This is a genomic window from Antrihabitans cavernicola (genome assembly GCF_008297975.1).
GTDB classification, from domain to species: domain Bacteria; phylum Actinomycetota; class Actinomycetes; order Mycobacteriales; family Mycobacteriaceae; genus Antrihabitans; species Antrihabitans cavernicola.
The window spans coordinates 200,719-224,371 of record NZ_VLNY01000001.1 but is presented as its reverse complement, the minus strand read 5'-3'; the positions used below and the strand labels follow the sequence as shown (position 1 = coordinate 224,371).

Sequence of the window (23,653 nt, the reverse complement as noted above, 5' to 3'; positions counted from 1 at the left end):
GGCGGGTGAAAACCAAACGAGGGCCATTGACTATGTTACGGTACGGAACGTGGCGTATCCAAACCTGGGCGGTCGTCCGCGCGACGATCGTCGTGAAGCCGCAATCTTGGACGTCGTGAACACGCTGCTCGCCGAAGCCGGCTACGACGGAGTCAGCTTCGAGGAAGTTGCGCGTCGAGCCAGTGCGTCCAAAGCCACGCTCTATCGGCGCTGGAACTCCAAGCGCGACATGGTGATTGCGGCGCTGAAGGCAGGGCCTGCGAGTCGAGAAGGCCCCGCCGAGATCGACACAGGCAGCTTGCGTGGAGATCTACTCGCGCTTTGTCGGCGGTTGAGAGAGTCGATGACCGCCGCCGACAGTCAGACCGCGTTCCTATTGCTGCAAGCCGGGCTCGAGGATCCTGAGCTATGCAACGAGATCGAGCGATCAGTCGGCCCGACCGGCGCACGACTTCCCGACTCGGTGGTTGCTGCCGCGATCGGACGTGGCGAAGTGAGCGAGGACGTGAACCCGTTTGCGTTCGAGGAGGTCGCGGGCGCGACCATTCTCCTTCGACGGATGAACGGGTTGCAACTGGACGACGTCTACCTCGAATCGCTCGTCGATGCGGTCCTGATCCCCGCACTGACTGCCCCTGGTCACACAGACCTTCCAGCCGGCATCTTCTCCGGTTGTCCCACTCATCGAACTAAGGAAACGCCATGAGTCCGTTGACCATCGAAGGGTTCGACTACAAGACGATTGGAGGTGACGCGGGCGTCGAATTGAACATAGCCGTCGCCGGCAACGGCCCAGCCGTCGTCCTGCTCCACGGATTCCCGCAGACGCACTACATGTGGCGGACGGTTGCCGAGGACCTTGCCGACAGGCATACCGTCATCGTTCCCGATTTGCGCGGGTACGGACAAAGCGCCAAACCCGCCGAGAACGGCCCATCGACCTATTCGAAGCGAACCATGGCACGCGACGTCGTCGCGGTCGCTGCGGCTCTCGGTCACGACCACTTCGGTTTGATCGGCCATGACCGTGGTGCGCTGGTCGGAGTTCGCGCAGGTCTCGATCATCCGAACGTCGTGGAGTACCTCGGGATCCTGGATGTGCTTCCTACGCTTGATACTTGGGACGTCCTACGCGGCGTCGACGCGAAGGTGGCCTGGCACCTCTATCTCATGGCACAACCGGTGGGCTTGCCGGAGAAGATGATCGAGGCGGTCGGCGAGGAGTTCTTCCTCTCGTTCCTCGACGCGTGGGATCCCACAGGCGCGACCTTTACTTCCGAGGTGCGGCAGCACTACGTCGACAGCTCGGTCGATGCGATCGACTCGATCGTCGCCGACTATCGCGCCACCGCGGGTATCGATCTCGACATGGATCGTGAGGACCGCGCCGCCGGACGGCAACTCTCCATGCCGGTGGGAGTGATCTCGCAGGACTGGGGTTCGCAGTTGGGCTTCGACGCCGCGGCACTCTGGCGTGCGTGGGCGCCAGACCTGACGTACCAGTCGATCGACGCCGGTCACTTCATGGCGGAGGAAAAACCTGCTGAGATCGCGCGATTCGTCGCTGAACTGGCCGACCGTGTCCTGACATCACAGTCCTGACGCGAACTCGTCCAGCAGTTCGTTGGCGCGACGAACGGACTCGGCCGGGTCGGCATTCGGATTGCCGATCGCCGGATCGAAGTTCAGGTCGAGGAATGTCTCGGTAAGGCCTTGCTCGGCAAGCTCGTGCAGGTCGCCGCGGATCTCGTCGAACGACCCGGACAGCGGTCCCTTCCGCTCCCCGACGACCACCACACCGCGGCAGACATACGACAACGATTCGGGATCGCGACCGGCGTCCCGCGCCGACGACTTGATCCGCGTCACCGCTTCGCCGATCGCCGCCAAGTCGGTCCGGCTGCTGCTGATCCAGCCGTCCGCGATTCGCCCGACCCGATCCAGCGCTGCCGGCGCGGCACCGCCGAGCAGGATCGGGGGAGCGCTCTGCACCGGCTTCGGCAGCACACTCGATTTCGGGACTCGATAGAACGGACCGTCGTACTCGACGGGATCCGCACCCCACACCTGCTTCAAACAGGCAACGAAGTCTTCGGCCCGTTGGCCGCGCTGCGCGTAGTCGGAGCCGACGGCGACGAATTCATCTTCCGACCAGCCGAGTCCCAGGCCGGCATCCAGGCGGCCGTTCGACAACACGTCGACGGTGGCCAACTGCTTGCCGAGCAGCGCGGGGGACGAGAACGGCATGTTGAAGACGGCGGTGCCGAGGCGGATTCGATCGGTGACGGCTGCCGCGAATCCGAGTGCGGCGATCGGGTCGAGGACGCTCGCATACTGCGGACCCAACGGCACCGCTTCGGCAACCAGCAGCCGCTGAAACGTCCACAGGGTGGCGTATCCGAGCTCGTCGGCGCGGGTGGCGATTGCCCGGATATTGCGCGGCGTCGCCCACGAGCCGGATACCGGTAATCCGAATCCAAGTTCCATGCTTTTATTCTTGCGCATCAGCAGTCTCACAGGTATCGCTCGAGTTCGGTGCGCTACCTTGGTCCCGGCGGCAAGACGAGTCGTCGTGCTATTCGACGACTTGACGACGCGGTGAGGGGCTTCATGCGTAGGCGGTTTTTTGCGGTGCTCGGCGTTGTCCTGCCATTGGCATGGGCAGGCACCGGTGCCGCAGTCGCCGCGCCGCCGCCTCCGCTCGCACCCACCTCGGTACACGTTGCCCACATCGACGCGCTGTCGCCGACGCGGTCGGCGGTCTTCGTCGATTCACCCGCGATGGGTCGTACCGTTCAGGTGCAGGTGCTGCACCCTGCGAACAACAGTCCTCGGCCGTCGTTCTACCTGCTCGACGGCGTCGAATCGGGCACCGACGAGAGCACCTGGACCAAGAAGACGGACATCGTTCGCTTCTTCCAGAACAAGAACGTCAACGTTGTGCTGCCCGTCGGCGGCACGGGTAGCTATTACACGGACTGGCAGAAACCCGACCCGATTCTCGGTGTCAACAAGTGGGAAACCTTTCTCACCAAGGAACTGCCGCCGATCATCGACGGCGACCTCGACGGCAACGGTGTGAACTCGATCGGCGGACTGTCGATGGGCGGTCAGAGTGCTCTCGCCCTGATCACTCGCCACCCCGATCTGTATCGCGGCGTCGCCGCCTACTCGGCCTGTCCCAGCTCGACGGACCCGAATGCCAAGTCGGCGATCCGCGCGACCGTCGCCTCTCGTGGTGGCAACGCGGACAACATGTGGGGACCCGACGACAACCCGGACTGGGTCAGCCACGACCCGTCCACCAACGCCGAGAAGCTGCGCGGCAAGAGCATCTACCTCGACGTCGGCAACGGCCTGCCCGGTCCGTACGAGCTGCTGCCCGGCGCCGATACCGGTACCGCCGTGATCCAGGGCGGTCCGCTGGAAGCGGCCGCGCGTACCTGCACGGTGCAATTCCAGCAGCGGCTCGCGCAACTGAAGATCCCGGCACGATTCAACTTCCGGCCATACGGCACTCACTCGTGGCCATACTGGCAAGATGCCCTGCATGTCTCCTGGCCGACCGTTGCTGCGTCGCTGGGCGACTAGCACCGCGGCGCTGCTGCTGTTCGGGATGATTCCCTTCATCGCGTCGGCGCCAGCGAGTGCCGCACCGACAGGCAGTGTCGGACGAACCGCGACGATCGATCACATCGAGAAGATCACCGATCGTTGGCTGCGCGTGTTCGTCGACTCGCCCGCGATGGGTTCCGTCGTCGAGGTGCAGTTGCTGCTGCCGCGGGACACCGCCAAGCCACGCCCGACGGTGTATCTGCTCGACGGTCGTAGCGCCGACAACACCGGCAGCCACTGGACCACATTGGGCAACGCCGTGCAGTTCTTCGACGACAAGGACGTCAACGCCGTCCTCACCGTCGGTGGGACCGCGAGCTACTACACGGACTGGCAGAAGACCGATCCCACATTGGGGCACTACAAGTGGGAGACCTTCCTGACCAAGGAGCTGCCACCACTGATCGACGGCCGATTCGACGGCAACGGCAGCAACGCGATCGTCGGGCTGTCGATGGGTGCGGAGGCCGCGATGATGCTGGCCGTGCGGGCGCCGCAGGTCTATCGCGCCGTCGCGTCGTTCAGCGGGTGCTACACGGCTGCAGACGATTTCGGTCAAGCCCAGATACGTGCCGTCATCGCGAGTTTCGGTGGCGACGCGGACAACATGTTCGGCGCGCAGGACGATCCGGACTGGGCGGCGCACGACGTCGTTTTACACGCAGCTGCGTTGCGCGGCAAGGCAATATACGTCTCCGCCGGCAGCGGTCTACCCGGGCGCCACGAGATTCCGGCCAACCCCGACCTACTGCCGTCTGCGCTGATCGGCGGTCCCCTCGAAGCGATCACCAACGCGTGCACACATCAGCTTGCCGGCGCATTGGGCAGTTTGGGGATCCCGGCCACGTTCGATTTCCAGCAGACGGGCACGCATTCGTGGCCCTACTGGACCGACGATCTTGTGTCGTCATGGCCGACGATCGGTGGCGCGCTCGGCGCCTAACCTGCCGCCTTGATGCGGTTGGTCGCGGGTGCGACGACGGGGCCGCGCGCGCCGAGATATGCGGCGAGTAGATCGGCATCCTTACCGACGTCGACGCTGTCGCGCGCGCTACGGAACGCTGCGAAGCCGTCCCCGCCGCCTGCCAGGAACTCGTTGACTGCGACCCGGTAGACAGCGTCGCGAACGACCGGTCGGCCATCGATGGACAGATTCACGATCCGAGTTCCCGGATGGGCTGCGCTGTGCAGCTCGTAGGACACGTTCGCCGACGGCGCGAGGACGTCGCGCAACGCTGTTCCGTCGTCGCGCTGCTGGAATTGTTGCTCCAACGCGTCGTCGATCTGGGCGCCGGTCATCGACACCACGCGAATGGAATTGTCGAACGGTTGGACATTGTGGATGTCGCCGTAGCTGATGGTTCCGGACCCGAGGTCGGCGCGGATGCCGCCTGCGTTAGTCAGCGCCAGTTGGGCACCCACTGGAGCCGACGCGGCGAGTTGGGCGTCCGCGATCAGATTGCCGAGGGGCGATTCACCACTGGGGGCGGCTTGGCGCACCACCTGATCCGCAGTCGAGCCGACGACGCGCTTCGACACCGCCGCGGCCTTGGCGCTTGCGCGGTCCACTATCGCTTTCGCCGCGGGATCGGGTGCGATGTTGCGGCCGACGATCTGATTGAACGAGTTGGTCCGATCTCTCAGGACATCGCGCGTACTGCGGTCGATGCCGAGGTCGACGACGGAGAGGACCCTTCCGTTCGATGCGCCCTGCATGAACACCCGCGGGTTGCCGAGTGGGTCGTCGACGCGACAGTTGTACTGATTGTTGCCCGCCGCAGAGAATACGACGTCCACCTTGGGGCTGGCGAGTTGTGCGATCCGACGGGCGGAGTTGGTGGTGAGGTTGCAGTCGTCGGGCGAGCCGGGCGACGAGTCGTCGCCACGGTGCAGCAACACCGTGATGGCTTTGACGCCGAAGAAGTCGAGCAGGTCGGCGGTGCGGTCGATCGCCTGGAGTTCGTCGCCGAATGCGAGACCTGCCGTGCGGCCCGCGGCGATGATCTTCGGCGAGTTCTCCGGAAGTACGCCGATCACACCGATGGGGATGCCGTCGACGTAATTGACGTTGAACGGCAGCGTGGCCGGAACACCGTTCGCGAACGTCAGATTTGCGGCGAGCATGGGAAAGCGGGCGCCGGAAAAGGTGTCGGTGAAAAGGCAGCCATCGACCGGATTGCACCCGCCGCGTTGCATGCGCTGAAATTCGGCAAAGCCGGCGTCCAACTCGTGATTGCCGATTCCTGATGCCGCGACGCCCATCGAGTTGAGTAGATCGACGGTGGGCTCGTCATGAAACAGTGACGACTCCAATGGCGACGCGCCCCAGTTGTCACCCACCGAATAAAGCAACGAATTCGATGCCTGGCTTCGCAATTGATCGACATAGGCAGCCAAGTAGGCTGCACCGCCTGCCGCGATGGCCGAGCCGTCTGCGCCGACCACTTCGCCCGCACTTCCCTGCGGTGGCGCGAGGGTGCCGTGCAGATCGTTGAAGGCAAGCAGCCGAACCGCGAGAACGTCTGGATTCTGTGCTGCCGCAACACCACCCGTGAACAGCGTGCACGCGGCGAGTGTTGCGACGAGCACGGCGACCGCACAAGCAGCGGCGTGCTTCGGCACTCGAACCCCCTTCGGCTGACCGTCACAGTCTGCCAATCGGGGTGGTGAATGCGCCCTACTTAATGGTTACATTTTCGTTTCGAAGCAACGCTAGCGGTTTGTTTAGCCGGAGAAAGCCGCCAGTGCATCCGGTTTTGTTGCGAGAGTGAGAAATGCGTCGTTTTCGTGGGGATCGCCGATTGTGACGCGCACACCGTCACCCGCAAACGGTCGCACCAGAACGTCCGATTGCGCCAGCAGCGTCGCGAAGGGAACGGCTCGATCGCCCAGCGGCAACCATACGAAATTGGCCTCGGATTCGGCGACGAGGTAGCCGGCATCGAGCAGTGCGGTGCGCACTCGATTGCGCTCGGCGACAACGGCGTCGGTGCGGTCGAGTAACTCCGCCTGCGCTTCCAACGACGCGATCGCCGCCGCCTGGGCAACTCGGCTGACGCTGAACGGGACGTGCACCTTGCTGAGCGACCTGATGATCTCCGGGTCGCCGACGGCGTAGCCGACGCGCAGGCCCGCGAGACCATAGGCCTTCGAGAAAGTCCGCAGGACAACGACATTGGGCCTGCTGCGGCCGAGTTCGACGCCGTCGGCTCGATCCTCCACGGGAATGCGAACGTACTCGAGGTACGCCTCGTCGAGCACCACCAGTATCTCCGCGGGCACCGAATCCAGAAACCGCTCCAGTGCGCGTCGGCCGACAGCGGTTCCGGTTGGATTGTTGGGGTTGCAGACAAATATCAGGCGGGTGCGCGGGGTGATCGCGGCGGCAATGGCGTCGAGATCGTGGACATGGTCGGCGTCGAGTGGAACGGTCACCTCGGTGGCACCCGCAACCTTCGTGACGACCGGATAGGCCTCGAAGGCGCGCCACGCGTAGAGCACCTCGTCGCCGGGCACGCAGGTGATGGCGACCAACTCCTGGCAGATCGCGACACTGCCGCAGCCTGCCGCGACGTTCTCCGGTGCGACACCGAGCGAGTCGGCGAGGGCGGTGACCAGTTCCACCGACCCGTTGTCCGGATAACGATTCGCCGATTCGACGGCTTCCGCGATCGCCTTGCTGACACTGGGCAGCGGACCCAGCGTGGTCTCGTTGCTGGCCAGCTTGATCGCGCCCGGAAAATTGCGCCCGGGAACGTAGGGCGGAATCGATTCGAGGTCCTCGCGGATGCGCGCAGTCACCGTCCAAGTATGGCGATGCGGTGGAACCGGAGCCGACCTACCCTGGTTCCATGTCGGGATTCTTCGAAGATGCCGCGCCGTTGCGCGCGAAGGAAGGCAAAACCGCCGATGGCGCGACCGTTCCGGTCACCGCCATCGAGCCGGAGGGAAATGCACGCGGCGGCATTGTGGTGCTGCACCGATCGAGTGAGTTCACCGATTCGCTGCTGGCCCTGATGCGATCGCTTTCGGCCGAGGGCTGGATTGCGGTGGCACCGCATCTGTTCGATCGGTCGTCGGACGCGCAGGTGTTCGGGGGCAGTCTGTTCGCGAACTTCGATGCGTCGTTCGACTGGCTGACCGCCAGGGGAGTGTTCGCCGACTGCGTCGGAGCGCTCGGTTTCGACGATGCCGGTAGCGCCGCCTTTCTGGTTGCCACGTCGCGACCGATCGGCGCCGCCGTCAGCATTGCCGCCCGTGGAATCGTCGAGCCGCTGACCGCGGACGTCCCCGCGCTGGTCGATGCTGCCGAACAATTGCAAGCGCCGTGGCTCGGCCTCTACGGCGAGGGTGATGCGGAATCGCCGCCCGAGCAGGTCGAGCAGTTGCGTGACGCCGTCGCGAAGGCACCCGTCGCGACGAACGTCGTGAGCTATGCGGGCGTCGGGCACCGCGCGGACGAGCCGACCGCCGACTCGAGTGACGATGTTCTCGTCGACGCGCAGACCCGCATCTTCGATTGGTTCGACAGCAATCTGCGCTGAGTCGATACCGGTTTTGCTTAGCGCTGCGCGGCTGTGTAATCTTTGCCCTCGGCGGTTCGAAAGGACGGCCCTCTCGAGAGAGAAACTCAGGAGGCGTGCCAGAGCGGCCGAATGGGAGTCACTGCTAATGACTTGACCCTTCACCGGGTCCGGAGGTTCAAATCCTCTCGCCTCCGCCAGACCCGGGAGAAGTTTTCCGGTAACAACTGAATACGGTGTTTCTTGCAACACATGCGCCCGTAGCTCAACGGATAGAGCACCTGACTACGGATCAGGAGGTTAGGGGTTCGAATCCCTTCGGGCGCACAGAGAAATTCATCCCCCACAGGCACTTCGGTGCAGGTGGGGGATGTTTTCTTTTCGGGGCAGCGTGGATCGAGCCCGTTATGCTCACGGCGTGGAGAAAATCGCTGCCCTCGACGCGGCGTTTCTCGTCGGCGAAAACGATGCGAACCCGACTCATTTCTCCGTTCTCATGGTGTTCGACATTCCCGCAACAGCGGGTGAGAACTATGTTCGCGAGGTCTTCGAACGCATCCTGGCGAACGAGGACTATCACCCGGTTTTCCGGCGAGTGGTCCGTCGCATGCGGGGCAGGCCGGCCTGGGACTCGGTCGCCAAGCCGGATATCGAGCACCATCTGCGTTTCGTGACGCTGCCCCAACCTGGCGGACGCGACGAGCTGCTCACCGTGATCGTCCGTTCCCGCGCGCGGCGGCTCGATCGGTCTCGGCCGCTGTGGGAGGCCGACATTGTCGACGGTATGGCCGGGCGGCGATTTGCGATCAACCTCAAAATCCACCACTCGCTGGTCGACGGCATCGGGTTCGTGCGACTCGTTCGAGATTGCCTGTCGACCGATCCCACCGCCGACGACTGTGTGGCCATGTGGAACACGCCGCGCTCGGCGACGGGCTTTGCGAAACCGAGCGCCGCGGGACCACGGCACCCACTGCGCGCGTTCGGTCGGGACGCAGGCGTCATCCGGGCTGCGGCGCGTCGCGACGAATCGTTGGTCATGCCCTACCCCCATCCGATCGTCGGGGCCGGCGTGACCGGCAGCGCACACCAGACCACCGTCTGCTCATGGGAATTCGAGCGACTCGATGCGATCCGGCGCAGTGTCGGAGACGTGTCGATCAACGACGTCCTCGTCGCGGCGTGTGGCGGTGCGTTGCGGTCGTACCTGATCGGTCGCGGTGCGCTGCCGGAGGCCAGCCTGAAGGCGATGATCCCGATGGCAACCCGCACTGTCGACGAAGCAGGCGACGGCGGCAACGCCGTTGGTGCGATCGTCGCCGATCTGGGTACGGATCGACGCGATCCGTTCGAACGGTTGCGAATTGTCAACGCCTCGACGAACAGTGGCAAAGCGCTGTTTCGGTCGATCGACGCGCGGTCGGCGTTGGCGTGGTCGGCGGCGAACATGTCGCCGATCTATTACAACCGCTTCTTCGGGCCGCGACGCACCGGTCGGCCACGCAGGTTCACGACCGTGGTGTCGAATGTTCCGTCGTCTCGCGACCAGTTGTATTTCAACGGTGCCGCTCTGGTCGAAGTGCATCCGATCGGCTTGGTGACCAAGGGCTTGGATCTCAACATCGCGTTGTCGAATACCGCGCGCTCGGTGGACTTCGGAGTCGTCACGACCATTCCCGACACGCAGCGGTTCATCGACCACTACGAGCGGGCACTGCAGGATCTCGAACGATGATCCGAACCGGTTTGGTCGACTTCGGCATGCACACCCGATTCTCACCAGACCTGCTGATGCGGAACAGTCGGACGCTCGCCGCGCTGATCGGAGCCGAATCGCTGTGGACGCCTGACCATTTGATCAACGTGATCCCGCAGTCGATCTTCGTTCCGCGCTATGTCGGGGTGTCGCGAATCGCACCGAGAGCGCACGCATGCTACGAACCGTGGACCGAACTCGGGTACCTGGCTGCTCGGAACAGGTTGTCGCGCTTGCTATTGGGAGTTTCCGTCACCGATGCCGGACGGCGGCATCCCGCGGTGACCGCGCAGGCAGCGATGACGTTGCATCACTTGAGCCGCGGTCGCGCCATCCTCGGAATCGGCGTGGGCGAACGTGAGAACAACGAGCCCTACGGCGTCGACTGGTCACGTCCGGTCGCGCGATTCGTCGATGCGTTGGCAACCGTTCGTGCGCTGTGGAATTCGGGTGGCGCGCCGGTGAATCGGGAATCCGAATTCTTCCCTCTGCGCGACGCCGTGTTCGACCTTCCGCCGTACAAGGGGACACGTCCGCCGATCTGGGTCGCGTCACACGGCCCGCGGATGCTACGTGCGACAGGCCGCTACGCCGATGGCTGGTACCCCGCGTTCATCCGCGACCCGGTCGAATACGAAAGGAAGCTGGAGCTGGTTCGAGCTGCGGCCTCGGATGCCGGTCGCGACCCGTCGACCATCGTTCCTGCGCTGAACCTGCCGATTGTCGTCGCGCGAAGCGAGGATGCCGTCGACGAGATTCTCGACGGCGTCGCCGCGAAGGCGATGGCACTTGCGCTGCCCGCGACGGACTGGTCAGCGCACGGCGTGCGGCACCCGTTGGGAGACGACTTCGCTGGCGCCCAGGACTTCCTGCCGCAGACACTCGACGAGGCCACCGTGCTGCGACATGTCGAAACGGTGCCGACGTCGTTGCTGCGGTCCGGCGCAATCATGGGAACACCGGAATCGGTGGTCGACCAGGTCGCAGAGTGGCGTGATCGCGGTATGCGCTACTTCGTGCCGCTGGACGTTTCGTCTCTGCAGCCGAGTCTGCGTCGCGGGTTGGCATCGACGAAACCGCTGGTCAAGGCGATGCGGGCAATCAAGCGGTTGTAATGCGATGGCACGTTGGTCTCTGCATCGACGGACCGAAGGTGACCTTGACATCGTCAGACGGAGCTTAGGTGACGTTCGCTCCATTTACGCGGAACTCATAAATGTGACGTAGTAGACGTATCGGAATATTTGCTTACCTCAGGTAATTATAGATACTGTTGTGTTCTGCAACTATCTATTACCGAGGAGGCGTCGTGGCCGTACAGCCTGACACCGCTCACGAGCTGGTCGACGAATTGTTTCTCTTCGGCCGTGCCTTGCGGTTGGCCATAGTCGCCAGCCATACCGATCCGCTTCCGCAAGCACTGGTCGGCGTACTCGTCGTTCTTGCTGCTCGCGGCGAGTGCAGGCAGAACGAGTTGGCCACGGAGCTGTGCATCACGCCGTCGTCGCTCAGTCGTCAGATCTCCGATCTGGTGGATGCCGGTTACATCGGCAGGCACGCCGATCCGTGCGACGGACGAGCCTCGCTGGTTCACGTCACGGACGCGGGCAAGGCTTTGCTCCTGCGCTCCAAGGAAGTTCGATCTGCTCGGTTGCGCGAGACCTTGGCGGAATGGGACGAGACGGATGCGCAGTCCGCACTCGAGTCCGTCCGCAAATTGAAAAACACGATGTTCGACCACGCCAGCCGGCAGCACGCCATGCAGGTTCACGCTTAATCATATTGGGAGACAACCGATGTCAACAACAACACTGGAGAGCAGGCCTACCGAATCCGGCGCCATGACTCACCGGGAAATCCTCGAGGCGTTGATCGGCCTGCTCGCAGCGCTGTTCACCGCACTGCTGAGCACCACCATCGTCGCGACCGCGTTGCCGACCATCATCGGCGATCTCAAGGGTTCGCAGACCGCATACACGTGGGTCATCACCGCCGCCCTGCTGGCGAACGCCGCGTCGACGCCGATCTGGGGCAAACTGGCCGACCTGTTCAACAAGAAGGTGCTGGTCCAGTCTGCGATCGTCATCTTCGTGATCGGCTCTGCGGTAGCTGGTTTCGCGCACAATGTGCCGATACTGTTGGCGGCCCGCGTTATTCAGGGCGTAGGCATGGGCGGTCTGACCGCGTTGGTGGTCGCCATTATCGGCAGTATCGTCGCGCCACGTGAGCGCGGACGCTACTCCGGCTACATGGGTGCCGTTATGGCCGTGTCGATGTCGGGTGGTCCGATCCTGGGTGGCGTCATCGTCGACAGTCCGCTTGGTTGGCGCTGGTGCTTCTTCGTCTGCGTCCCGCTCGCCGTCATCGCGCTGGGGCTGCTGCAGAAGACGCTGCACATCGAGACCGATCGCAAGGAGAACGTATCCATCGACTGGTTGGGCGCAGGACTTCTGACCGCGGGTGTCTCCGTTCTGCTGATCTGGGTGTCGTTCGCGGGCAAGGCCGGCTACTACGACTGGATCTCCGGCGAATCGGCGCTCTACGTAGGCATCGGTCTGGTCCTGCTGGCCGCGACGATCTGGGTCGAGTCGAAGGCGAAATCGCCGATCATCCCGCTGAAGATCGTCACGGAGCGCACCACCGGCCTTGCGATCATCGCGTCCATCGCGGTGGGAGTCGGCCTGTTCGGTGCGACGACGTTCCTCGGTCAGTACTTCCAGACCGCTCGCGGCTTCACGCCGACAGACGCTGGGCTGCTGTCGATTCCGTTGGTCGTCGGCATGTTGGTCTCGTCGGTCGGCTCGGGTCAGCTGATCACCCGCTTCGGTCAGTGGAAGCCGTTCATCATCACCGGCGCGATCCTGTTGGTCGGTGGCTTTGCGTTGCTCGGCACGATCGACCACACCACCAGCCTCTGGACCGTCGGCGTCTTCATCACGATCGTCGGCCTCGGTACCGGCATGCTGATGCAGAACCTGGTGCTCGCCGTGCAGAACACCGTGAGCGTGCACAACATCGGTGCCGCATCCAGTTCGGTCGCCTTCTTCCGTACCTTCGGCGGCGCGATCGGCGTCTCGGTGCTCGGCTCGATCCTCGCCAGCCGCGTCGGCACTCTCTCTGCCGACGGGTTTGCCGAGATGGGTATCGATCCGAGCAAGTCGGGCGGTGGCGCCAGCCTCGATTTGATGTCGCTGCCCGAGCCGGTGCAGATGGTCATCCGTGCCGCCTACGGTGATGCGACCGGCCGGATCTTCCTGGTCGCAGGCTTCGTTGCGCTGGTCACCCTGGTCGCGGTCGTCCTGATCCCGAACCGCCCGCTACGACGGACGATCGATATCGAGTCGGAGCAGGAAGAACTCGTCACCGTCTGATCTGACCCGACGTAGAACGCTGACTTGCACAAAAGCAAGTCAGCGTTCTACCGTCTGGCTATGCAAACAACAAGCCAGCGGGTCGACGCATCACCTCGACTCGGCATGCTGCTCACCGTCCTGGCCGGGGCACCCTTCCTCGCGAGCCTCGACCTCTTCGTCGTCAATGTTGCCTTCCAGGACATCGGGCGTGCGTTCCCCGGCCATTCGATCGGCAACCTCAGCTGGATCCTCAATGCCTACGCGATCGTCTACGCCGCACTGCTGATTCCGCTGGGACGCTGGGCCGATCGGGTGGGACGCAAGCGTGGCTTTCTGCTCGGTCTGGTGCTGTTCACAGTCGCGAGCATCGGAGCCGCCGCCAGCACCGGGCTGTGGATGCTGGTCGGCTTCCGCCTGGTGCAGGCAGTGGGCGCAGCGGCATTGACCCCGACCAGTCTCGGTTTGCTGATCAGCGCTGTCCCTGCCGCCAAACGCACTGCTTCCGTGCGGATCTGGGCAGCGCTCGGCGCGGCGGCTGCTGCGCTCGGCCCCGTCGTCGGTGGTCTGCTGGTCGAGTTGTCGTGGCGCTGGGTCTTCATCATCAACATCCCCATCGGTATCGCGCTGATCGTGCTTGCGCTGCGATTCGTGCCCGACTCGCTCGACGCCAAAGCGCCCGGTGAACTCGATCTGGTGGGCGCTGTCGTGCTGACCGTCGGTATCGGAGCCTTGGCGCTCGCACTGGTCGAGGGCCCGGATTGGGGCTGGTCCAGCGACGGAGTGATCGCGTCGTTCGTCGTGGCAGCTGTTGCGCTGGCTGGGTTTTGGCTGAACATCGCACAACATGCCTCGCCGTTGATCGATCCTGCGCTGCTGCGAGTGCGAACATTCGCCTGGGCCAATGCGTCGGGCTTGCTGTTCAGCGCGGCGTTCGCAGCGGGTCTGCTCTGCAATATTCTGTGGCTGCAGGAGGTCTGGGGGTACTCGGCATCGAAGGCGGGCCTGGCGATCGCTCCGGGTCCCACCCTGGTTCCGGTCTTCTCCTATGTGGCGCAACGGTTGTCCGCCAAGGTGGGTGCCGGTCTGATAGCCGCTGCCGGGTGCGTGTTCACGGCGCTCGGGACGGTGCTGGTCGCGTCCACGGTTGCGGCGGAGCCTGCCTACGCGACCGCATATCTGCCGGGTTGGCTGGTCGCGGGAGTCGGTGTCGGTCTTGCGTTGCCCACCATCCTCTCGACCGCGACCGCCGAGCTCCCTGTCGACCGCGGTGCGACCGGAAGTGCGATCGTGAACATGAGTCGCCAGATCGGCACCGTTCTCGGCATCAGCGTGCTGGTCGCGATACTTGGATCTGCTTCCAGCTCAGCCGATTACGCGGGTGTGCACGATCACTTCGTTCTCGCCTGGTGGGTGATCGCCGCGGTGGGTCTTGCCGCCGCCGTGACTGCACTCGGCTTGACGGCGGGTCAGGACAAGGCGGCAGTGAATGATGGCGTCCCGTCGGCAATGACGGCGCGATCCTCGAGCGCGTAGCGGAACATTTCGCGGACGGCCGGTGTTGGGGAAATTAGCTACTGACACGTCCCGAGGGGTGCGAGAAATGCCGACAACGACGTTTCCCGATTTTCTGCACGACCAGCTCGATTCCGACCAGATTGCTTGGCTCACAACGACTAAAGGCGAACAACCGCAGGCATCACCTGTCTGGTTTCTTTACATCGACGGAACCGTGTGGATTCGCAGCCAGCCCAAAGCGGGTAAGGTCTCGAACATCGCTGCCAACCAGCGAGTCGCATTCCATCTCGACACGTCGCACAGCGGTCATGTGTTGAGCGTCGATGCCACCGCGTGGGTGTTCGACGCGATCCCGCACGACGTATCTATCGCCTACGACGCGAAGTATCGAACTGCGATCACCGACGAGCTGAAAACCACGGTGCCGGGTTTCGCGGCCGACTACAGCACGGTGATCGCCTTGACGCCGGTGCGCGTGCTGGCCTGGTAGTCAGCCCGAAATCACTGCGTCCGCTTCGATTTCGACCAGCAGTGCCGGCGCGATCAGCGCGGAGACCTCGACCATCGACGCCGCAGGCCGGATGTCGCCGAACACCTGGCCGTGCACGTCGCCGACCTCTGCGCTGCGACTGATGTCGGTGACGAAGATGCGGGTGCGCACTACGTCGGTCAATGTCGCGCCCGCCTGCTCCAATGCGTTCGCGATGCGGCGCAGCACCTCGCGCGTCTGCTCGCCGATGTCGTCGTCACCGACCGCCGACCCGTCCGGCTCCACCGCCGTCGTACCTGCGACCGCGACGATCTGACCGACTCGTACCGCGCGCGAGTACCCGACGGTGGCCTCGTATTCGACGCCGGACGAGATGTTGATGCGCTCACTCATGCTTCGGAGTATGTCGCACGGAATGCCGCTACGCAGGTGAGTATTCTGCCGTCACATCGAGCACCCAGGTGACGCCGAACTGATCGGTCAACATGCCGTAGAGCGGGCCCCACGCCGCAGGCCCGAGCGGCTGCTTGATCGTGGCCTGCGCGCTCAGTCCTTCCCAGTAGCGCGTGACCTCGTCGGCATCCTTGCCGCGAACGGAGACGAAGTACGACTCCTTGCCCTGGTCCCATTCCCTCGACGACGGCACGTCGAACGCCATGATCTGGAACCCCTCTGGCGAGGTCACCTCGCCCCACATGATGTGGTCGGCCTCGTCGGGATTCTGTACCGCGTTCGCGTCTCTGTAGGTGAGTGCAACCAAGTTGCCGCCGAACACGGACTGGTAGAACTCCAGCGCCGCTCGTGCTTCGCCGCGCAGGTTGATGTGGGTGACGGTCGCGATGCTCATGGTGTCTCCTTGGTTGTTGGGGTCTTGAAAGAACTTTCGCATCAGAAGAGGACAGGATGTGTCCGCTATTTCTGGCAGCATCAGAAATATGCAAAAAACTTCCGCGCGGCTGCTGGCGTTGTTATCTCTGCTGCAGGTGCAACGAGATTGGCCAGGGCTGTTGCTGGCGGAGCGCCTCGATGTCAGCCACCGCACGGTGCGTCGCGATGTCGACCGGCTCCGTGAGCTGGGATATCCGATTGCCGCGATCAAGGGCCCGGACGGTGGCTATCGCCTGGAGGCGGGGAAAGACATGCCGCCGTTGCTGTTCGACGACGAGCAAGCCGTTGCACTCGCTATTGCGCTGCAGGTAGCGGTCACTGCGGGCGCCGGTATCGAGGAAGGAGCAACGCGCGCACTGAACACGATTCGGCAGGTCATGCCTGCCCGATTGCGCAATCGGATCGATGGAGTGCGGTTCACAGCAGTTCGTCGGTCCGACACCGAGGTCCTACACGACGTGCTGACGACCCTGAGCTCCGTCGTCCGCAATCACGAGGAGCTGCGCTTCGATTACGGCAACGCTTCCGAACCGCGTCGAGTCCAACCGCATTACCTGGTCACGCAGAGTGGGCGGTGGTACCTGATTTCGTGGGACATCGATCGAGCGGACTGGCGAGTGTTCCGGGCCGACCGGATCACCCCGCGGATCCCGACCGGTCCGCGATTCGATCCGCGCGAGTTGCCGGGCGGCGACGTCGCGACGTTCCTGGCCGGACGCTTTCGCGGAACCGACGGATCGACAAGCGAATGGCCGTGTCGCGGACAGGCCGTGCTCGACATCGGCGCCGACGTGGCAACGCAATTCGTCGGTGACGGAACTGTGGAGGCTCTCGGTCCCGATCGCTGCCGCGTGCTTGTCGGTTCGTGGTCTTGGCCTGCGCTGGCGGCATCATTCGGCAGGTTCGACGCCGACATCGCCGGCGTCGAACCTGCCGAACTGCGAACAGCTTTCGCAGACCTTGCGATGCGCTACGGCGCGGCAGGGCGACAATGGCAGGCATGACGCAACCGATTGGAGCAGCAGAGATAGACGCAGTCGTCGAATCCGCGATAGTCACGCTGAGCGGTGCCGATCTCGACTGGTCTGCAGTCGCTGGATCGCTTGAGTGGACGCGGTGGGAGTTGTTGGGCCACATGGCCGACGACCTCTTCGGCTACGCGGCGCAACTTGGTGCCCCAGGTATCACGACCTACGTTCCGTTTCTGCTGAGCCGTGTGCGAGCCGACGCACCCAACGAGACGATCCACATTGCCGACGACGCCGGCGTCGATGGCGCGATGCAGGTCTTGCGGTCGACCGGGTCGATGCTGGCAGGCGTCGTCGATCGGACCGCGGATTCCGCTCGCGCACATCATGTATGGGGTGCGTCGGATCGAACAGGGTTCGCCGCCATGGGCATAGTCGAAGTGTTGGTGCACATGCACGACCTGACGGTGGACACCGATACCGTCTGGTCGCCGTCGCCTGAACTCTGTGCAGCCGTGCTGGTTCGCTTGTTCCCCGATGTCGACGTGGGCGACGATCCGTGGCAGTCGCTGTTGTGGGCGACAGGGCGCGTCGACCTCGCCGACCGCCTACATCGTGAAAGCTGGCGATGGGACGGCGCGGTACGTGGCGTCTAGCCTCACCACACCGAACAACGGGTCGATGAAATCGCGAAATCTGCCACCCTTTGCTCGTGATCACCGCGTCAACGGTGCTGCTCATCGATGTCAGGGCATTGTCGTGACATCGAGCCAAAGGCCGGAACTCGCGTCGCTCACGTATCCGAGTTCGGCGAACGCAGAATGGGTGAACCTGGTGTGAACCTCGTGTGCGCCAGCATTTGCGAGTGTGTGCGTCATCTGACGGATCAGTTGGCCGCTCACGCTATCCGGAGTGCCCGCGACAGTCTGGAGAACGTCGAAGTTGGCAATGCTGGGAGTTGTCCACCAGGCTGCTGCGTGCCCAACGTACGGTCGACCGTGAATGTTGTTCTCGTACGCCTGAAGCCAGCCGGCGAGCGTTCCATCGTTCTTCGCGGCCACTGCGCCGTCCGTATTGAGGCCTTCCCGTTCGAGCCAGCTGCCTGATGTTTCGTGGAGCGGGACATTGCTGACGTAGTAGGCGCTCCGGGTTGTCTCAGTTGGGGGTTCACTCGAAATGTGGAGGACGCCGTCGAGTCGAGTTCTCCTGCCACGCACTGCAAGTCCGGTCTCCAACTCTTCCATCCAGTCGAGTAGAAGCGTCGAGACGAATCCTTCCGGGCTGTCTACAGCAGGACCTCTGAAATCGTCGGTCGACGTCGGCAAAGTAAACGTCAGCGCAAACAGGTTGGGATTGCGGGCCCATTCGAAATACACCCGAACCAGACAGCTCTTCAGTTCGATGCGCACGGGCCGAAATCGGCTCGTGACTGCGCCACGGATACGCAGTGAACGGCACGCGCGATCGAAGGTTTCACGGGCCACGTCATTCAGTAGGGTTCGAGGGTCGCCTACGACGTCGACCCGCCATCCGCCGTCGGGATCTGTACGCGGATCGCGTATCTCGGTGGAATCTACGAACGGACCTGATCGAACGAGTTCAGCAATCAACGACGTGTTCGATGGCGCCGGGGCAAGTTTGTGCGGCTCAACCCGATCGAATGTGAGTGCATTCCACCGAGTGTTGTCGGGTGCGAGGACAGGGGTCCCAGTAGCGTCGACGAACACAACGTAGACGTCATTTCTCGGTAGGTGTTTCAAGCGAGGGTTCGTTTCGACAACAGCTAAGCAGTATGCGTAGTCAGCCCATTCGCTACCGAGGACGGCGCGAGCCCATCCTTCGCTCTCATTGCGGGGTAACGGTATTCGCTGACTTCCGGCAGCGCGCAGGTCGGCAAACGCATCCGAGTAGCCGTGCACGTGCACTCGGAAACATAGCGGGTGAACGTCTGGCGCGAAGGAGCCCACATCGCCGGCCTCTTGAAAGCCGTGATTTGCGGCAACATTGACCGAAGGAATCGTGATTGCCGAACCCTCGATCTCGAAGGTGCTGCGCGGCCAGCGAATGTCGTCGAGGTTCGAGTGGCTGCGTGTACGAACGTGACTGTCGATGACTTCGCGAAGTGTCAGTAGTTGCGGAGCGAAAAGTTCTGTCACCGTCCGCGCGATATCCGCGGGGTCAGACGGCCGAATCATTCTTTCTGCGCATCGTGGATTCCATAGCCACCGAGAATACCGAAGTTCTGCTTTGTGAGGTCTCGATTCGAACGGGCTAAGCCTCACCACACCGAACAACGGGTCGACGAAATCGCGAAATCTGCCACCCTTTGCTCGTGATCACCGCGGCGGCTGACTACCGTTGATCGGTGTGCGAGTAGCTACCTGGAACGTGAATTCGGTGAAGCAACGAGTCCCGCGGCTGTTGCCGTGGCTCGACCAGCGACGACCTGACGTCGTGTGCCTGCAGGAAACCAAGATGTCCGACGACGCGTTCGCCGACCTGCTCGGTCTCGAACTCGCGGACCGCGGCTACGAGGTTGCGCTCAACGGTGAGGTGCAGTGGAACGGCGTCGCGATTCTGTCCAGAATCGGACTCGAGGATGTCGTCGCCGAACTGCCGGGCGCACCTGGGTTCCCGCACGCCGAGGCCCGCGCGGTGGCCGCAACGTGCGGCGGTGTCCGCATCCACTCGCTTTACGTGCCGAACGGTCGCGAACCCGATTCCGACCATTACCGCTACAAATTGGAGTGGCTCGAGGTGCTGCGCGGCGTCGTCGAATCCGGGCCGAAGGACGTCCTGGTCTGCGGTGACATGAATATCGCACCCACCGACGCCGATCTGTTCGATCCCGATGCCTACGTCGGCCAAACACACGTGACGCCGCCCGAACGCAAGGCCCTCGCCGATCTCCAGGCACTCGGCTTGCACGACGTGGTCCGCGACCGATGGCCCGACGACACGGTCTTCAGCTACTGGGACTACCGCGCTGGCATGTTCCACAAGAATCTCGGGATGCGCATAGACCTGGTGCTCGCCGGCGGCGGACTGCCCGACCGCGTGCAGGCGGCCTGGATCGACCGATTGGCGCGAAAGGGCAAGGGTCCCAGCGATCATGCGCCGGTCATGGTCGATTTTGACGAGGCACCCGACGGTGACATCGGGCCGATGGTGCCGCCGCCGTCGGCTCCCGCAGCCAAGCGTGGGGCGGCGAAACTACCGCAGGCGCGCTGACGTCGGCGTTCGCCAGACGGCGATGCCGAGCGTCACGATCCACAACGACATCGTGCCGACCTGCACACGTTGCGCGACGCCGAGCGCGTAATCGCCCGGCAGGTTGTCGGCGATCAACATCCACGCCGTGGTCACCGCGCAGATGACCAGCATCGCGAGTCCGACGACGCGCAACACCGGCCACGCGCGATAACGGTAGGCGGCCCAGCTGAACGCGATCATCGCTGTGAAGATCGCGAACACAGCGATGGTGCTGGTCAGTGCATGAATGTGGTGCAGTTGCGGAAACAGTCCGCTCGGCGTCCCCCCACACGGGTGCACCGGCGTCGGGATGCAGGTGATCGGCAGGCGTGCGTCGGCGATGGTGGACGCGCCGAAAATCAGCAGCGCGATCCAGCCCGTCGTGATCAGCGGGCGGCGAGGTAAGAAAACGATTCCGACGATCGATGCGAGCACCGCCAACGTGCCGGTCAGAGTGTCCGCGTACGAGAAGACCTCACGATACGGCTGGCCGACGGCGTCGAGTTCGCTGAGGAACGAATTGGTGGGATCGAGGCCGGTGTGTAGCACGAACTCCAGCAACCACGACGAGTACGCGATTCCTGCGACCGCGATCGCCACTGCCAATACCGCGCGCGCACTCTTGCTCATGCGTTCCTCGACAGCATCGTCACCGCAGCCAGCGTAATCGTCAGTCGCGCAGTGCCGCTTCCACCGTGTCCGCCGCGTGGCCGGCAGCCTCGTGCTCCCACACGCGAATCACCTGCCAACCTTCCGATTTCAGGCGATCGTCGGTATCGCGATCGCGGGCGACATTGGCTGCGAGCTTGTCCGCCCACCACTGCGCATTGTTCTTCGGATGGGTCGCGTGCTCCGGGCAGCTGTGCCAAAAACAACCGTCGACGTACACCGCGATTCGACGACGCGGAAACACCAGATCGGCCCGACGGCGCAGCCCGGGGACTGGCGCGCGGTCGACGAAGAACCGCGCGCCGCGACGATGCAGTTCCTTGCGCAACGCCATCTCCGGCGCGGTGTCCCTGCGCCGTTGCTTGCTCAGTCGCGCACTCGTCACCGGATCCGTCGCAGGCGCGCCGCCCTCGATCTTTGCCGCCATGGTTCTCAGTCTTCACCATCTGGCTCCGACCAGGTGGGGGCGAAGCGATTGCGCCGCTCCACCTCGGCATGGACGGCGGCGGTGAAATCGTCGAACGACAACGTCTGCGCCTCGGCGGGTCTGCCGTTGCGCGGGGGAGCCTCGTCGACGTCGAAAAATCGCACGGCGCCGTCCGGCTCGTAAAGCCCGATGTAGACCTTTTCGAACAGGTCGTAGCGGGTGTCTTCCGCGCCCAGGTCCACCCAGAGCTTCTCGGTGCTGCCCATGACGGGTCGTTTACCGCGCCCGGAGCGCTTGGAGAGGGTGGTGACGTGATGGGCGAACGACGACTTGCCCACATCGCTTGACTTGCTCGGATCGCCGTCGTCGCAGGTCGCGTAGGGCTCGAACATCACCGCGACCAGCACACTGTATGGCTGACGCTGGTGCAGAACCATTGCCTCGCCACGCAATTCGTGGTCGTTGCGGACGATGTTCTTGGTCCAGCGCCCCAACTTGCCGGACGTGGGACTGTAGTCCTGGAAGCTGTAGGTCTTGATCGACACGCACAGGATCAGGCCGAGTGTGGGGTCAACGGCTTTGACGTCCAGTCGTTTTCGGCCCTTCGCCACATCGACGGTGGCTTCCTGGCCCGCGCCGCTCGCGGTCGGAGTGATGTCCGGGTAGTTCGGTCGGAGCGCATCCGCCAGGGTCTGAGCGAGCTGATTGGACAAGCGTTGCGCGTAGTTCTTCTTCTCGCCGCGATCGCTGTCTGCGGGTGGCTTGCTTCCGCTGAGCCGCAACGCTTTTGCGAGTGGTAACGCAACCGGTGCGTCGAACAGCGCCTCAGTCATGACACTGCTCGCCATGACACGGCTCGGTCACGCAGCAACCTCGGGAAAGCCGCCCATGCGGTCGAGGTGGGTTTCGACGTCGTCGATGAAGCCGGGCGGAAAGCGCAGGTTGCCCATCCGGGTACGACGCAGGAAGCCCGCCGTTGCGCGAGCAGACAACAAGCGCGGGTCGTCGAGAAACCCATCGAGATCTTCGTACGGTTCGTGCGCCGGCCAGGTCGAGACCGGGACCTGGTACGAAATGCGATCGCGGCCCCACGCGGCCGTCGGCCAGCGCTGGCTGTGCAGCAACAGTGATTCGCCATCGGGGGAGTAGGGCGTCGGGTTCGCGAGACGTTCGCCGACCCACGACGCCATCCGGACGCTCACCGCATTGCCGACCAGCTTCCAGCGATGCCCGGCTCGGACGCCGAGGGCGTCGGTCGCAGGTGCGGTCCAATCGGGATCGAAACCCTGCAGCCGTTCGACATCTGCGATGCCCGGCGTCACCAGCTCACCCGATGGCATCCGCACGGCGGGCGGGCTGGCGATCCCGATCGTCGACCCACCCTTTAGCGTCGGAACGGCGTTGACCGCCCAACCGAGACCGCGGACGCCTTCGGTCCAGTAGAAGCCGCACGGGTCGGTCGCGGCGTTGCCGATCTCCATCGGTCCGGCGTCCTGCGGAAACAGCACTTCGCGCGGATCCTCGGTGCGCGATGCCAACATCAGCACACGCTGACGACGCTGCGGCAGCCCGAATGCTCGGGCGTCGACCACGCGATAGGCCCAGGTGTAGCCGAGGTCTTCGAGTGCGTCAGTGATGTGGCGCATCGCCGCGCCGCGACCGAGCTGCAGCATGAACGGCACGTTCTCGATCAGCAGCCAGCGTGGTCCTTTGCGGCGCTTGACCAGCCGAAAGACCTCGTCGACCAGGCCGGATCGATCGCCGGTGATGCCTGCGGTACGACCGGCCTGCGACAGGTCCTGGCACGGGAAACCAGCGGCGACCAGATCGATGCCGGACGGGATTGCGCGCAATTTGGTGACATCCGAGTGCAGCGGAACGTCACCGAAGCGGGCCGACAGCACGGCTTGCGCGCCGTCGTCGATCTCGCACAGCAGCTGGGTGTCCCACCCGTGCTCGCCGAGGCCGAGTTCCAGCCCGCCGATGCCGGCGAACAGCCCGACCATGCTCCCGCCTGACGACACAGTGTCCTTCCCCGGCCTTTCCCGGCCTTTCCCGGCCCTTCCCGATCTTCGGTTACTGCAAGAACCGTACTCGAGAGCGCCGACAGGATCGGTGACCGACGCAGACGACTCTGCTTGACCTCAATGGCACTTCAGGTTGCATTGTCGGTGGGACGGGAATGCGAGCGCCGGAA

General features: G+C 63.8%; 24 protein-coding genes and 2 tRNA genes. 16 read left to right on the top strand and 10 right to left on the bottom strand.

The genetic code is table 11. The features are described from left to right. Positions 1 to 49 precede the first annotated feature (49 nt). Both FOY51_RS01150 and FOY51_RS01145 read left to right on the top strand, forming a co-directional pair. Positions 50 to 706 carry a TetR/AcrR family transcriptional regulator gene (locus tag FOY51_RS01150; protein ID WP_149428366.1) on the top strand — a complete coding sequence of 219 codons (657 nt, stop codon included), beginning with the start codon at positions 50 to 52 and terminating at the stop codon, positions 704 to 706. Continuing rightward, positions 703 to 1,602, top strand: a complete 900-nt coding sequence (locus FOY51_RS01145; protein WP_149428365.1) for an alpha/beta fold hydrolase — start codon at positions 703 to 705, stop codon at positions 1,600 to 1,602. Before FOY51_RS01150 ends, FOY51_RS01145 begins: the two co-directional genes overlap by 4 nt. On the opposite strand, the gene FOY51_RS01140 is transcribed toward FOY51_RS01145, so the two are convergent. Beyond that, positions 1,591 to 2,487 carry a TIGR03619 family F420-dependent LLM class oxidoreductase gene (locus tag FOY51_RS01140; RefSeq protein ID WP_149428364.1) on the bottom strand — a complete coding sequence of 299 codons (897 nt, stop codon included), beginning with the start codon at positions 2,485 to 2,487 and terminating at the stop codon, positions 1,591 to 1,593. The two genes, FOY51_RS01145 and FOY51_RS01140, sit on opposite strands and share 12 nt — an antisense overlap. A 123-nt stretch (positions 2,488 to 2,610) precedes the next feature. Between FOY51_RS01140 and FOY51_RS01135 the strand changes: the two genes are divergently transcribed. Both FOY51_RS01135 and FOY51_RS01130 read left to right on the top strand, forming a co-directional pair. Then, complete coding sequence (locus tag FOY51_RS01135; protein WP_149428363.1) at positions 2,611 to 3,591, top strand: alpha/beta hydrolase; 981 nt, start codon at positions 2,611 to 2,613, stop codon at positions 3,589 to 3,591. Further along, a complete protein-coding gene (locus FOY51_RS01130) occupies positions 3,551 to 4,558 on the top strand; it encodes an alpha/beta hydrolase (RefSeq protein ID WP_149428362.1) in 1,008 nt (335 codons plus the stop codon). The genes FOY51_RS01135 and FOY51_RS01130 overlap by 41 nt, the downstream gene beginning before the upstream one ends. On the opposite strand, the gene FOY51_RS01125 is transcribed toward FOY51_RS01130, so the two are convergent. Further along, entirely contained in the window at positions 4,555 to 6,237 is a 1,683-nt protein-coding gene (locus FOY51_RS01125) for a bifunctional metallophosphatase/5'-nucleotidase (RefSeq protein WP_149428361.1), read from the bottom strand. The genes FOY51_RS01130 and FOY51_RS01125 overlap by 4 nt on opposite strands. A 102-nt stretch (positions 6,238 to 6,339) precedes the next feature. Continuing rightward, positions 6,340 to 7,416, bottom strand: a complete 1,077-nt coding sequence (hisC, locus tag FOY51_RS01120; protein ID WP_149428360.1) for a histidinol-phosphate transaminase — start codon at positions 7,414 to 7,416, stop codon at positions 6,340 to 6,342. Between the two features lie 50 nt (positions 7,417 to 7,466). Between hisC and FOY51_RS01115 the strand changes: the two genes are divergently transcribed. The 9 genes from FOY51_RS01115 to FOY51_RS01075 all read left to right on the top strand — a co-directional run bounded on the left by FOY51_RS01115 (position 7,467) and on the right by FOY51_RS01075 (position 15,252). Further along, positions 7,467 to 8,159 (top strand): dienelactone hydrolase family protein, encoded by a 693-nt coding sequence (locus tag FOY51_RS01115; RefSeq protein ID WP_149428359.1) that lies wholly within the window; start codon positions 7,467 to 7,469, stop codon positions 8,157 to 8,159. Between the two features lie 89 nt (positions 8,160 to 8,248). Continuing rightward, positions 8,249 to 8,338, top strand: a tRNA-Ser gene (locus tag FOY51_RS01110). A gap of 54 nt (positions 8,339 to 8,392) precedes the next feature. Next, positions 8,393 to 8,465 (top strand) — tRNA-Arg (locus FOY51_RS01105). Between the two features lie 91 nt (positions 8,466 to 8,556). Beyond that, a complete protein-coding gene (locus FOY51_RS01100; RefSeq protein WP_187776126.1) occupies positions 8,557 to 9,873 on the top strand; it encodes a wax ester/triacylglycerol synthase family O-acyltransferase in 1,317 nt (438 codons plus the stop codon). Beyond that, complete coding sequence (locus FOY51_RS01095; protein ID WP_149428357.1) at positions 9,870 to 11,009, top strand: LLM class flavin-dependent oxidoreductase; 1,140 nt, start codon at positions 9,870 to 9,872, stop codon at positions 11,007 to 11,009. The genes FOY51_RS01100 and FOY51_RS01095 overlap by 4 nt, the downstream gene beginning before the upstream one ends. 194 nt (positions 11,010 to 11,203) lie before the next feature. Then, on the top strand, positions 11,204 to 11,671 hold the full coding sequence (locus tag FOY51_RS01090; RefSeq protein WP_149428356.1) for a MarR family winged helix-turn-helix transcriptional regulator: 468 nt from the start codon (positions 11,204 to 11,206) through the stop codon (positions 11,669 to 11,671). 19 nt (positions 11,672 to 11,690) lie between these two features. Beyond that, the gene (locus tag FOY51_RS01085) at positions 11,691 to 13,265 is read left to right on the top strand and encodes an MDR family MFS transporter (RefSeq protein WP_149428355.1); all 1,575 of its coding nucleotides are present in this window, start codon (positions 11,691 to 11,693) and stop codon (positions 13,263 to 13,265) included. A gap of 60 nt (positions 13,266 to 13,325) precedes the next feature. Then, entirely contained in the window at positions 13,326 to 14,780 is a 1,455-nt protein-coding gene (locus FOY51_RS01080) for an MFS transporter (protein WP_149428354.1), read from the top strand. A 67-nt stretch (positions 14,781 to 14,847) separates the two neighbouring features. Further along, positions 14,848 to 15,252 (top strand): pyridoxamine 5'-phosphate oxidase family protein, encoded by a 405-nt coding sequence (locus FOY51_RS01075; RefSeq protein ID WP_149428353.1) that lies wholly within the window; start codon positions 14,848 to 14,850, stop codon positions 15,250 to 15,252. Here the strand turns inward: FOY51_RS01075 and FOY51_RS01070 are convergent, their stop codons facing one another. Together FOY51_RS01070 and FOY51_RS01065 are read right to left on the bottom strand one after the other, a co-directional pair. Next, positions 15,253 to 15,645, bottom strand: a complete 393-nt coding sequence (locus FOY51_RS01070) for a RidA family protein (RefSeq protein ID WP_149428352.1) — start codon at positions 15,643 to 15,645, stop codon at positions 15,253 to 15,255. 28 nt (positions 15,646 to 15,673) lie between these two features. Beyond that, on the bottom strand, positions 15,674 to 16,099 hold the full coding sequence (locus FOY51_RS01065) for a VOC family protein (RefSeq protein ID WP_149428351.1): 426 nt from the start codon (positions 16,097 to 16,099) through the stop codon (positions 15,674 to 15,676). 88 nt (positions 16,100 to 16,187) lie between these two features. On the opposite strand from FOY51_RS01065, the gene FOY51_RS01060 reads away from it, so the two are divergent. Next, positions 16,188 to 17,144, top strand: coding sequence for a helix-turn-helix transcriptional regulator (locus tag FOY51_RS01060; protein ID WP_149428350.1), 957 nt, complete (start codon positions 16,188 to 16,190; stop codon positions 17,142 to 17,144). Beyond that, on the top strand, positions 17,141 to 17,764 hold the full coding sequence (locus FOY51_RS01055; protein ID WP_214633040.1) for a hypothetical protein: 624 nt from the start codon (positions 17,141 to 17,143) through the stop codon (positions 17,762 to 17,764). The genes FOY51_RS01060 and FOY51_RS01055 overlap by 4 nt, the downstream gene beginning before the upstream one ends. Positions 17,765 to 17,854: 90 nt before the next feature. Here FOY51_RS01055 and FOY51_RS01050 read toward each other — a convergent pair whose 3' ends face one another. Beyond that, positions 17,855 to 18,433 carry a hypothetical protein gene (locus FOY51_RS01050; RefSeq protein WP_149428349.1) on the bottom strand — a complete coding sequence of 193 codons (579 nt, stop codon included), beginning with the start codon at positions 18,431 to 18,433 and terminating at the stop codon, positions 17,855 to 17,857. 1,042 nt (positions 18,434 to 19,475) lie between these two features. Here FOY51_RS01050 and FOY51_RS01045 point away from each other — a divergent pair. Continuing rightward, the gene (locus tag FOY51_RS01045; protein ID WP_149428348.1) at positions 19,476 to 20,339 is read left to right on the top strand and encodes an exodeoxyribonuclease III; all 864 of its coding nucleotides are present in this window, start codon (positions 19,476 to 19,478) and stop codon (positions 20,337 to 20,339) included. Here the strand turns inward: FOY51_RS01045 and FOY51_RS01040 are convergent. Genes FOY51_RS01040 through FOY51_RS01025 form a run of 4 tightly spaced genes read right to left on the bottom strand, consistent with a single transcriptional unit; the run spans position 20,322 to position 23,462 of the window. Beyond that, the gene (locus tag FOY51_RS01040; RefSeq protein WP_149428347.1) at positions 20,322 to 20,990 is read right to left on the bottom strand and encodes a DUF998 domain-containing protein; all 669 of its coding nucleotides are present in this window, start codon (positions 20,988 to 20,990) and stop codon (positions 20,322 to 20,324) included. The genes FOY51_RS01045 and FOY51_RS01040 overlap by 18 nt on opposite strands. A 40-nt stretch (positions 20,991 to 21,030) precedes the next feature. Further along, complete coding sequence (locus FOY51_RS01035; protein ID WP_149428346.1) at positions 21,031 to 21,456, bottom strand: very short patch repair endonuclease; 426 nt, start codon at positions 21,454 to 21,456, stop codon at positions 21,031 to 21,033. Between the two features lie 5 nt (positions 21,457 to 21,461). Further along, positions 21,462 to 22,289: a hypothetical protein gene (locus FOY51_RS01030; protein ID WP_149428345.1), complete on the bottom strand. Its 828-nt coding sequence runs from the start codon at positions 22,287 to 22,289 to the stop codon at positions 21,462 to 21,464. A 27-nt stretch (positions 22,290 to 22,316) separates the two neighbouring features. Beyond that, positions 22,317 to 23,462, bottom strand: coding sequence for a DNA cytosine methyltransferase (locus FOY51_RS01025; RefSeq protein ID WP_149428819.1), 1,146 nt, complete (start codon positions 23,460 to 23,462; stop codon positions 22,317 to 22,319). Positions 23,463 to 23,653: the final 191 nt, after the last annotated feature.